Here is an 11,335-nt window from a genome sequence, read left to right on the forward strand (position 1 = left end):
ATAAAAATAAAAGACAGCCGTAAAAAAATCCAATTGTTTGAGCGAAGCGAGTTTTGGATTTTAGGCTGTCTTATTTTTATTTTGTAATATAGGCCCCTGCCAGGCCGTTGGGATTGGGGGGGAGGTTTTAGGAGGGGGTAAGGGTCCTCGGAACGACCCTTACTCCCCCTCCTAATATATAATTTATGGTTTTCAATTAAAAAAGTGGATGCCACCTATAATCTTAGGCAAACATCCACTTACAAGTATTCAATTTGATGCGAGTCTATTTTGTTAACATACAACAAATAAAAAACTTTTTCTTAATTTTTTTCAAAAATTTATAAACTTACTTACAAGCTTCAATAAATTTTTCAAAAATCATATTCATTTCTTTGTCATCGTACATCATTTCTGGGTGCCATTGTACTGCAAGGGCAAATTTTTTATCGTCAAGATAAACTGCTTCTACTAATCCTTCTTCAGATAAAGCAGCTTTTTTTAATCCCTTTCCAATTTCATTTACTCCTTGATGGTGATAGGAGTTAGTCCAAATTTCTTCTCTTTTAAAAATATCAAAAAGTGGAGAATCTTCTACTATTTTTAGTGCATGTGATGGTTCATTTCTAAGTGAATTGCTCATTGAGTGAGCTGGAAAACCTGCTGAAGGTAAGTCTTGGTGGATAGTGCCTCCAAGAGTAACATTTAAAATTTGAAGTCCTCTGCAAATTCCCAAGAAAGGTATGTCTTTTTCTAGTGCATACTCTGTCATAAAAATTTCTTCGTGGTCTCTGATATTGTCAAAATTTCCTGCCTTGCCAGAGTTTCTTTCGTTATAAGTTCTTGGATTTACGTCATGTCCTCCAGATAAAAGTAGTCCGTCAATTTTATCTAAGACTTCTCTCATGTCCTCAAGACTTTTTATATTTGGTATTAAAATTGGGATTCCGCCATTTCTTTCCACTGCCCTAATATAATCTGCTGCTACTAATTGCCAATCTTGACCTTCAACCCCAATTTGTCCAACATCATTTTGAGAAATATCTCTAAGTGAGTTAACAGAAATTCCTATAAGTGGTTTCATTATCTTCCTCCCTGTGTTTTATTAAACTCATTATATCAAAGTCAAGATAAAATTGGTAATTTTTTAATTTGTCTAAGCATTTATTGCTTAAAAAATTAAATTAATATATAATCAGTAGATTAGAGGTGCATTATGAGTTTAAATAGACAATTTTTCAAATTTGTCATCCCATCTATTATAGCAATGTGGGTATTTTCGATTTATACAATTGTAGATGGATTTTTTGTTGCAAACTTTGCAGGTGAAATGGAACTATCTGCTGTCACAATAGTAGTTCCATATGTAAATTTCCTATTTGCAATTGCAATTATAACTGGAGTTGGGTCTCAAACCATTATAGGAATAGAGCTTGGAAAGGGAAATCGTGACGAGGCAAACAAGGTTTTTACCTTCATAATTTTATTTATCCTTGCTTTTTCCATTGTCCTATCTATTCTTGGAATAATTTTTATGAATCAAATAATAAGATTTCTCGGTGCAGACTCAAGTTTATTTAGTTTATCACACCAATATCTTTCAGTTATTGTTTTCTTTTCGCCCTTCTACATCATTGCCTACGCCTTTGAGGTTTTGGTAAAGGTCGATGGCTTTCCTAGAACAGCAATAATTGGTGCAGTGTCTGCCTGTGTCACAAATATAATTTTAGATTACATTTTAATTGACAAGTTCCAAATGGGAGTAAAGGGTGCTGCCCTTGCCACTGGCATAGCTCAATTTTTATCCTGTCTAATATTTTTCATTCACTTTAGATCTGCCAAGGGCTATCTTCGTTTTGTAAAAATAAAAATGACAGCTGCTGAAATAATTCAGTATTTAAAAACAACTGTCGCCTATGGTTTTGGAGAATTTATATCTGAACTAAATGCTGCAACTTTTGTCTTTATATTTAACTTATTTATAATAAAATATCTTTCACCAGAATATCTATCTGCCTACGCAGTAATAAATTACATGTCCCTATTTGCAAGTTCTACCTTCCAGGGAGTTTGTCACGGGACACTTCCTCTTCTATCCTACTATCATGGTTCAGAAGAGAGAGAAAAAAGTTTAAAAATTATAAAGATGAGTTTTATATTTATATTTATAGTTTCTCTTATTATGTATGCAATAGCCTTCTTTGGTGCAAGAACTCAATTTGAAATGTTCTTGGAAAATAAAAATATGATTTCTGCATCAATAAGACCTATGAGAATTTATGCCCTCATGTTTTTGTTGGCAGGTCACAATTTATTTATAGCTTCACTTTCATCTGCCATAGGTGATCCAAAATATTCCATAATTATAAATATTTTGAGGGGGTCAGTTGCCCTTTTCATCTCAATTTATCTTTGTGTTCACCTACTTGGAACAAGATATTTATTCTTTGGAGCAATAATTTCTGAATTTATAGTATTTTTAATTTCTCTTTACTCACTAAAGAAAATGGTGAATAAACCAAAATTACAAGTTAAAAATGCCTAAAAAAAGAGGAAGCCTTTTTTGACTTCCTCTTTTTTTAATCTAAATATTTTTTAAATTTTTCTGGTATGTTTTCTGCTAGATAAGCAAGTCCATAAATATCTGGACCAACGTGTGATGCTATAGTCTGACCAATTTCAAGAATTAGGAATTTCTCATAGCCCTTGTCTTTTAATTTATTTATCAAAGAATCAAGTAGTTCTTTGTTATCAGCATATACTGGGAAAATCCTATCATCTCCATTGGAATTAGACTTTTCTTTCATAATTTCAACCATTTTTTTATAGGATTTGTTTTTGCCACGAACTACATCTGATAAATAGATTTTTCCCTCTTCATCAACTTCTAAAATTGGAAGAATATTTAATACACTTGAAATTTTTGCCTTAGTTCTTGAAACTCTGCCACCTTCATAGAGGTATTTTAAGTCATAAACTGTAAAGATGTGTTTAGTGTTTTTTACTAAAAACTCTAATAAGTCTAAGACTTCATCATAGGATGCTCCATTTTTTGCAGCAAGCCCTGCGAAATAAGTTATTTGACCAAAACCAACTGATGCAGCAAGAGAGTCCACAATTTCAACTCTTACATCATATTTTTCCTCAATTTCTTTTTTTGCCATGCAGGCATTTTGAAAGGTTCCACTCATGCCAGATGATAAGGTTAAACAAATAATGTCTATTCCATCTTTTGCAAGTTCTTCAAATTTTTTAGGTACTCATAAAAAGTTATTTGGCTTGTCTTAAAAAAAGCTCCCTCTCTCATTTTTTTATAGATTTCTTGGTTACTTATGTCTTCTTTTAAGTCTTCGCCTTCTTCATCGGCAGTTTTTATCCTAAAAATCTCTATATCTAAATCTTCCAATGTCTTTTTATCTAAATCACATGAGGAATCTGATATTATTTTAAAAGTCATTTGTCCCTCCTATTAGGATTATTTAGCTTCTTTTATCAATCTTAAATATTTAAATTATATGTATCTTAACTTTTTGATTTTTCTTTTTTAATTAAAATATTTTATAAAAATAATACTTACATATTAATATTATAACATAGAGTTAATTTTTCATATAATATTTTATTAGTTTTCATGAAGTCTAAATCTTGATTTAATTTCCAAAATATTTGTTATAATAAATTTATGGAAAAAAAATATATGAAAGAAGCCCTTCGATATGCCCATCGTTCTCTTTTATCTGACGATGTACCTATTGGCTGTGTAATTGTAAAAAATAATAAAATAATTGCCTACGGCTACAATAAAAAAGAGGATTTAAAAAATCCCACTGCCCACGCAGAAATAATGGCTATAAATATGGCTGCAAAACACTTAAATTCTTATCATTTAGAATCTTGTGATATTTATGTAACTCTTGAACCTTGCCTAATGTGTGTTGGTGCGATCCTAAATTCTAGGATAAAAAATTTATATTTTGGTGCAAGAAATAAGAGGTTTGGTGCTGTTGTTTCCCATCAAAAAATAGAAAAACTCATAACTAATCACAATATCAGTTATGAGTATGGAATCATGGAAAAGGAATGTGCAAGCCTCATTTCCAATTTTTTCTCAGATCTTAGGAAGAGGTCTAAATAAAAATTCTAGATTGTTTTGCAAAAAAGTCTAGTATAAACTTATCGTAATAATTTTTTGTAAGAAAGGCAATAATTATTCCAATAATTGCTCCAATGATTACATCGCTTGGATAATGTACGAAGTGATAAATTCTTGAAAATGCAATTAAAATAGCTATCACAATAAATACTATTCCCATTCCTTTAAAGTAAAAATAAATTGTAAGAGCTGCTGCAAAAGATGAAGATGCGTGACCTGATGGGAAAGAAAAATCTGTGGGATTTTTTATTAAAAGTTCCACCTTTGAAATCCAAGAAGGTCTTTTTCTTTTTAAAGTGTTTTTCAAAAAAATATTGCAGACTATACCATTAAATATTAGGGCAAGAATAATATTTATGCTCTCAATCCTAAAACCTAGGTAAAATAGAATGAAAACTGTGAAAAGCCATATTGCTCCTCCAGTCCCAAGATGGGTTATGGCAATCATGTATCTATTTAAGGTGTCATTCCTTATACTAAGGAGCCAGTTTAAAAATTTGCTATCCATTAATACCTCACAAATTATTTTATAAAAAAAGGCCTATCTCTAGGCCATGAAATTACATTCTGTTTTCGTTGTCAACCCATTCTTTAGCTTCTTCAACTTCGTCGTCTGTTGGGATTTCAATTCCTGTTTCAGGATCTTGTCCTTCAGTTTTAGCATAAAGATCTGAATCTGCTCTGTCTTTAGGATTAATTTCTTTTTGTTGATCCATATTTGCTTTCATTTGTTTTTTTTGTGAATCAGAAAGAGTTGTTGAATTTTCAATTAAATCTTTTTCTTTTTTATTGTCTGTCATATTATCCCTCCATATATTTATTAAATATATATTATTACAAATATCTAATAAATACAAATACTTTAAGTAAAATTTCAGTATAATAGTATTATACTCGCATTAGAAGATTTAATATATTCTTTTTGGGTAATTTAATATAGTTAAATCAATATTTAGGAAGTGTTATATGTTAAAAGTAATCTTTGATAACTTAGGTGAGTACAAAAAATACGCTGTGCTATCGCCTTTTTTTGTTTTATTAGAAGTATTGATGAATGCAGCAATTCCCTTCTTTATGACAAAAATAATAGACCAGGGGATTTTAATAAATTCCTCTGACAATATAATTAAATACGGAATAATCCTACTTATAGTGGCGGCAATTTCACTTGCAACAGGAATAATTTCAGGTTATCTTGCCACAAAGGCTTCAAGTGGACTTGCAAAAAATATGAGAGGATCAATGTTTGATAACATCACTGATTTTTCCTTTGAAAATATGGACAAATTTAAAAGTGGATCTCTCATAACAAGAATGACAACTGATGTTCAAACAGTACAAATGGCATTTCAAATGACTATAAGAATGGCAATTCGTTCGCCACTTACTCTTATTTTTTGTTTTATAATGTCCTTTAAATTATCAAGAGACCTTGCCCCTACTTTTGTAATTATAATTCCCCTAATCAGCATTGGAATGGGACTTATTATAAAGGGAGCTTATCCAATTTTTGAAAAAGTTTTTAGGATAACAGATAAGCTAAATACTGATGTTTCAGAAAACTTGTCTGCAATAAGAGTTGTAAAATCTTTTGTAAAAGAGGACAAGGAAATAGAAAAGTTTAATACTATCTCTGATGAACTTCAAGATAATTACATTAAGGCGTCAAAACTTCTTGCCTTTTCAAATCCACTTATGAACTTTTCAACTTATCTTATGACAATTCTAATTGCTTGGTTGGGAGCACATTTTATTGTAGCTGGGACAATGACAACTGGTGCTTTGACAGGTCTTGTGACTTATGCAATTCAAATTCAAATTTCACTTATGATGCTTTCCATGATTCTAGTTCAAATAACTATTGCTAGAAACTCAATTAGACGTATCAACGAAGTGATTGCAACTAACCCATCTATTGTAAGTCCAAAAAATCCTATAAAAGAAATTAAAAATGGAGAAATAATTTTTGATGATGTTTATTTTTCTTATTCAGGTGATTTAGACAAGTCTGTATTAAAAAATATTAATCTCAAGATAAATTCTGGCGATTATGTGGGAATGATTGGTCCAACAGGATCTGGTAAAACAACTCTTATTAGTTTAATTGCAAGGCTCTTTGACCCAAGTAAGGGAAGTGTTTATGTTGGAGGAGAAAATGTCTTAAACTATGATCTTAAATCTCTTCGAAAGGACGTTTCTGTAGTCTTACAAAAAAATCAACTTTTCACTGGCACTCTTCGTGAAAATCTAAAGTGGGCTGGAGAAGATCTATCTGATGAAAAATTAAAAGAGGCACTTTATATTGCATCTTGTGACGATTTTATTGACCCAGAAAAAGATTTGGATATGCCTGTGCAAAGAGGCGGAACGAACTTTTCCGGAGGTCAAAGACAGAGAATTTCCATTGCGAGGTCTATCTTAAAAGATCCAAAAATCTTAATTATGGACGATTCAACTTCTGCCCTTGACAACAAGACTGAAGAAAAAATTATAGACTCTCTAAATAAATTAAGACCTGATATGACAAAAATTTTAATTTCACAAAAGATAAAGTCCTTAAAAAATACTGACTACACTGTAGTTCTCGATGTGGGAGAAATTGAATCAATTGGCACTCACGAAGAACTTATAAATAAGAGTCCTATTTATAGAGAAATAAATGAAACACAAGAAAGTGACGGTGATTTTGATGCAAAAGAATAAGACAAAAATTACATCTCCAGAAAACAAAGTTGCTGCAAAAAAATTATTCTCATTTATTTTTAAAAGGCATAAGTTTAAACTCTTGGCAGTTTCACTTATGGTAATAATTTCCTCTCTTGCCACAATTTCTGTTTCCCTATTTATGAGATTTTTAATAGACGACTACATCATGCCTTTAGTAAATAGTTCAAATCCAGATTTTTCAGGTCTTTTATCTATGTTGATTAAGATGGGAATATTTTTGGCAATTGGCGTCTTGTCATCTTTTACTTATTCAAGACTAATGGTTTCAATATCTGAATCCACTCTTGGCGATATGAGAAAGATTATGTTTAAAAAAATGCAATCACTGCCAGTTTCTTACTTTGATAGCAAAAGTCACGGGGACATAATGTCTTATTACACAAATGACGTAAGGGCTCTTGGGGAAATGATATCTCAATCTTTCCCTTCCTTTGTCCAATCGCTTATGACAATAATTATGGTTTTAGTGGCTATGTTTTCGCAATCTGTACCCCTATCTCTTGTAATAATTTTGACTGTTGGACTTATGATTTTTGTAATGAATGTAATTGGTGGCAAGTCCTCTCATTATTTCTTGAGTCAACAAAAATCTCTTGCCAAGACAAATGGTTATATAGAAGAGATGATTGATGGTCTAAAAGTTGTAAAAGTATTTAATCATGAAAAAAATGCCAGAGAAGATTTTAGAATAATTAATGAAGAATTAATGGAAAATACAATGATAGCAAATAGACTTGGACTTTTCCTATTTCCACTTATTTTTGGAATTGGAAACTTCCAATATATTTTGTTTGCCATAGTTGGTGGACTTATGGCAGTTCACGGTGGATTTGGCATAACGGTTGGTGTTGTAGCATCTTTCTTACAACTTTCAAGAACTCTTACAGGTCCTATGGGACAAATCGGTGGAAATATAAATTCTGTTGTCCTTGCCATTGCAGGAGCTAGAAGAATTTTTGATTTCTTAGAAGTTGAGCCAGAAGACTACTCTGGAGAAGTAGAAAAAGTTTCAAAAACTGTTGACGGAGAAGAAAAATATTTTTGGCATGATTTAAAATCAGATAAATACACAGAACTTTTGGGCGATATTAGATTTAAAAATGTCGACTTCTCTTATGATGGTAAAAAGAAAATTCTTAAAAATATAAATTTATATGCAAAACCAGGTCAAAAAATTGCCTTTGTAGGAGCAACTGGAGCAGGTAAAACAACAATAACAAACTTGATAAATAGGTTTTATGACATTGACAGTGGAGAAATTACCTTTGACGGAATTGACATTAAGAGGATAAAAAAAGAAGACCTTCGCTCATCCCTTGGCATGGTTTTACAAGACACCCACCTTTTCACTGGCACAATTTCTGAAAATATAAATTATTCTGTCGATGAAGTTGATATGGAAAAAACCCTTGAAGCAGCAAAAAGAACCAATGCTCACGACTTTATAAAAAACTCGAGAGATGGTTATGACACAATGATAACAGGTTCTGGTGGCGAACTATCTGGAGGACAAATGCAACTTTTATCTATTGCTAGAGCAGAAATTTTTAACCCACCAGTTATGATCTTAGATGAAGCGACATCATCTATTGACTCTCGTACAGAAAAAATTGTACAAGAGGGAATGGATGAAATCATGAAGGGAAGAACAACTTTTGTCATAGCACATAGACTTTCAACAATTATGAACTCTGACGTAATAATTGTACTCCAAAATGGCGAAATAGTAGAAAGAGGCGACCATGCAGACCTACTTGAACAAAAGGGAATCTATTACAAACTCTACACTGGTGGCTTTGACGAATAAAAATTTATAAAATAAAAAGAGGTGCTGGATTTTTTCCAACACCTTATTTTTTTAGAAATCTCTATTTTTATAAAATTTTTCTGATATTTTTACAGAAATAATGACAATTGCCAAAATTATTACTATTACAAACAATAAACTTATAAAAATATTGTTTTCTACGAATAATAATAAATTATATAAAGAATCTTTAAAAGCCATAACAAAGAAAGAAATTACGGCAATGAAGGCAAAAGTTATGGCAGAAATTGACTTTGCTTTCTTGTATCCATATTTAAAATACAGTGGATATCTAAATGACAAAAACAATAAATAAACTGCAAAATAGGATAAACTTGTTGCCAAAAATTCCTTAATCTCAAAACTTTCTATAAAAAAGAAAAGAATAGTTGAAAGTAAGATGCTTATTATCAAAGAAATTAAGAATAAAATTATTCCAAAAATATACCTACCTCTCACAACTTTTTCAGATTTTATTCCAAAAATTCTGTAAAGACTGTCAATCCCTGCTTCTTCCCCAATCAAAAATGGATAAGAAGAATAAATAATCGAGAAGAAAAGAATAACAGAAGTTGCAGCCATTGGGTTTTTGCTTATAAAAAAGTAAAAGAAATATAAAAAAAGCAATATTATTAAATTTTTAAGAGTAAAATAAGGCTTAATGGAAATATAGTCTAAATTAATAATTTTCTTTATATCTTTCATTTTTTCCTCCCATATAAAACTAAAATCTTATTTATATCTGGATTTTCCACAAATAAGTCTTCTGGAATATTTTCTTTTTCGACATTTTTTACCAATGCATCAAAGGAAGTAGAGTTTGCTTTTATGCCAAGGACTTCAAAATCTTTCAAGAAGCCTTTGTCTTCTGAACCACCCTTTAGTACTAAGTATTTTTCCAAGAATTCTTCCTTACTACAAGAATCAATTATCTTTCCATTATCAATAAAAATAATATAATCGGCAATTCTATCTAGATCTTCAGTAATATGTGTTGAAAATAGAACTGTATTATTTTCATCTTCCACAAATTCCTTTAACATATCTGTGAGTTCATCTCGCATACTTGGGTCAAGACCACTTGTTGGCTCATCTAAAATCAAAAGATTTGCCTCGTGTGAAAGGGCAATTGAAAACATGAGCTTTATTTTCATTCCTCGAGATAATTCCTTAACTTTTTTATCCTTTTCAATTCCAAAATTTTCAATGTATTGAAAAAACTTTTCTTCATTCCAATTTTCATAGCCACATTTCATGGCTTCATTTACAAGAGTGATTTTCCAATCCTTTGACAAAAAAGAATCATCCATAATTATCCCAACATCTTGAAGATATCCTAAATCTTTTACATCTTTTCCTTCTACAAATATTTCTCCATCATAATTTATAAGGGACAAAAGGGACTTTATAGTAGTTGTCTTGCCCATTCCATTTTTTCCAATAAATCCAGTAATAAATCCCTTTTTTATTTCTAGGGAATTTTCTCCAAGAACAAAATTGTCATAGGATTTCTTCAAATTTCTAACTTCAATTTTATTTGTCATATTCCACCCTTTCATTGTATAAAAATTCAAATAACTCTAATATTGTTTTCTTATCCAAATTTAATTCCACTGACAAATTTATTACCTCCTGCAAATGGTCTTCTAATTCTTTTTGGAGTTCCTCTCTTTTTACTTCAGAATCTTTTCCCGCCACAAAAGTTCCAAGTCCTTGTCTGGATTCAACAAAGCCTTCTTCTTCCAACTCATCATAAGCTTTTTTTACAGTCAAAATACTTACCTTTAAATCTTTGGAAAGAGTCCTAACAGAAGGAAGCTGTTCTCCCTCTTTAACTTTATTTTTTAAAATATTTTCTTTTATTGCATTTTTTATCTGTTCATAAAGAGGAACTGAGGATCCATTTATTAAAATAATTTTCATTTTGCCTCCTTAATATATAACACTATATAACAGTCTATAACACTTGTCAATTTTTTTGTAAATTTTTATTTGTTAGTTACTTATAAAATTTTGATATAATAGGACAAAAGGAGGGCTTATTGATGACTAATAAGGACTTGAGTTCTAGGAAGAATATGCTTTTTATATTTTTAGCAATCTTAATAATAATTTCTACTTGCTTTTATTATGTAAAGATTAGAAAACCTGACGCCTATGTAACCATGGATCCCTTAACAATTCAGTTTCATTTCACTGGCTACGATGGATCTGGCAAGGCTGAGATAGAAATCCTTGAATATCCAAAAATTGTCAGTATAAAGAATGAGAAGGACAGAGAAAATATAGAAAAAATTCTTCATAATCCAAGTATTGAGTGGAGTAAAAATGAAAATTTGAGAAATGGAGAAGAAATATCTTTTTATATTAGATATAAAGACACAGGGGGATATAATATTAAATTTGATAGAGAATATGGAAAACTTGGGACAAAAGTCCAAGACTTAAAACCCACAAATTAATTTTAAAGATAACTTTTGGAGAAAATTTTGAAAAAGAAAAAGAAAATTATGATTTTTATTATTTTATTACTTATTATCATTCCAATTTTATACAGTTTAAATACAAAAAATCCTTCTGGGACAAATGTATCTTCTGATTTTGAAGAGGCAAATTGTGAATTTTTATATGATTTGACATATTTAAAAGATGGAAAAAGGCATCACGAA

Annotated in this window: 11 protein-coding genes and 2 pseudogenes; 6 read left to right on the forward strand and 7 right to left on the reverse strand. The window is 30.6% G+C overall.

Translation table 11 applies throughout. From position 1 onward, the window contains the following. Nucleotides 1-328: 328 nt before the first annotated feature. Entirely contained in the window at nt 329-1,063 is a 735-nt protein-coding gene (locus tag HGPT_RS07240; protein WP_019139168.1) for a gamma-glutamyl-gamma-aminobutyrate hydrolase family protein, read from the reverse strand. A 132-nt stretch (nt 1,064-1,195) separates the two neighbouring features. On the opposite strand from HGPT_RS07240, the gene HGPT_RS07245 reads away from it, so the two are divergent. Beyond that, nucleotides 1,196-2,524: an MATE family efflux transporter gene (locus HGPT_RS07245; RefSeq protein WP_019139169.1), complete on the forward strand. Its 1,329-nt coding sequence runs from the start codon at nt 1,196-1,198 to the stop codon at nt 2,522-2,524. Nucleotides 2,525-2,558: 34 nt separating this feature from the next. Here HGPT_RS07245 and HGPT_RS07250 read toward each other — a convergent pair. Further along, nucleotides 2,559-3,436 (reverse strand): annotated as a pseudogene (locus HGPT_RS07250) (DegV family protein). Nucleotides 3,437-3,676: 240 nt separating this feature from the next. Between HGPT_RS07250 and HGPT_RS07255 the strand changes: the two are divergent. Then, a complete protein-coding gene (locus HGPT_RS07255) occupies nt 3,677-4,114 on the forward strand; it encodes a nucleoside deaminase (protein WP_019139170.1) in 438 nt (145 codons plus the stop codon). Here the strand turns inward: HGPT_RS07255 and HGPT_RS07260 are convergent. Continuing rightward, complete coding sequence (locus tag HGPT_RS07260) at nt 4,107-4,640, reverse strand: phosphatase PAP2 family protein (protein WP_019139171.1); 534 nt, start codon at nt 4,638-4,640, stop codon at nt 4,107-4,109. The two genes, HGPT_RS07255 and HGPT_RS07260, sit on opposite strands and share 8 nt — an antisense overlap. Nucleotides 4,641-4,692: 52 nt before the next feature. Next, entirely contained in the window at nt 4,693-4,932 is a 240-nt protein-coding gene (locus HGPT_RS07265) for a CDIF630_02480 family spore surface protein (protein WP_019139172.1), read from the reverse strand. A 166-nt stretch (nt 4,933-5,098) separates the two neighbouring features. On the opposite strand from HGPT_RS07265, the gene HGPT_RS07270 reads away from it, so the two are divergent. Both HGPT_RS07270 and HGPT_RS07275 read left to right on the forward strand, forming a co-directional pair. Continuing rightward, entirely contained in the window at nt 5,099-6,835 is a 1,737-nt protein-coding gene (locus HGPT_RS07270) for an ABC transporter ATP-binding protein (protein WP_019139173.1), read from the forward strand. After that, entirely contained in the window at nt 6,822-8,666 is a 1,845-nt protein-coding gene (locus HGPT_RS07275) for an ABC transporter ATP-binding protein (RefSeq protein WP_019139174.1), read from the forward strand. Before HGPT_RS07270 ends, HGPT_RS07275 begins: the two co-directional genes overlap by 14 nt. Nucleotides 8,667-8,717: 51 nt before the next feature. On the opposite strand, the gene HGPT_RS07280 is transcribed toward HGPT_RS07275, so the two are convergent. From HGPT_RS07280 to HGPT_RS07290, 3 genes are read right to left on the reverse strand one after another with little or no spacing between them, the layout of a single operon-like run. Further along, nucleotides 8,718-9,371, reverse strand: a complete 654-nt coding sequence (locus tag HGPT_RS07280; protein ID WP_019139175.1) for an ABC-2 transporter permease — start codon at nt 9,369-9,371, stop codon at nt 8,718-8,720. Then, nucleotides 9,368-10,210: an ABC transporter ATP-binding protein gene (locus HGPT_RS07285; RefSeq protein WP_019139176.1), complete on the reverse strand. Its 843-nt coding sequence runs from the start codon at nt 10,208-10,210 to the stop codon at nt 9,368-9,370. The genes HGPT_RS07280 and HGPT_RS07285 overlap by 4 nt, the downstream gene beginning before the upstream one ends. Beyond that, nucleotides 10,200-10,589 carry a GntR family transcriptional regulator gene (locus HGPT_RS07290; protein ID WP_019139177.1) on the reverse strand — a complete coding sequence of 130 codons (390 nt, stop codon included), beginning with the start codon at nt 10,587-10,589 and terminating at the stop codon, nt 10,200-10,202. Before HGPT_RS07290 ends, HGPT_RS07285 begins: the two co-directional genes overlap by 11 nt. 119 nt (nt 10,590-10,708) lie before the next feature. On the opposite strand from HGPT_RS07290, the gene HGPT_RS07295 reads away from it, so the two are divergent. Together HGPT_RS07295 and HGPT_RS09205 are read left to right on the forward strand one after the other, a co-directional pair. Next, the gene (locus HGPT_RS07295) at nt 10,709-11,128 is read left to right on the forward strand and encodes a hypothetical protein (protein ID WP_155799240.1); all 420 of its coding nucleotides are present in this window, start codon (nt 10,709-10,711) and stop codon (nt 11,126-11,128) included. Between the two features lie 27 nt (nt 11,129-11,155). After that, nucleotides 11,156-11,335: pseudogene (locus tag HGPT_RS09205) on the forward strand (phospholipase D family protein); the annotation flags it as partial.

Source organism: Peptoniphilus timonensis JC401, assembly GCF_000312025.1.
GTDB classification, from domain to species: Bacteria; Bacillota; Clostridia; order Tissierellales; family Peptoniphilaceae; genus Peptoniphilus_A; species Peptoniphilus_A timonensis.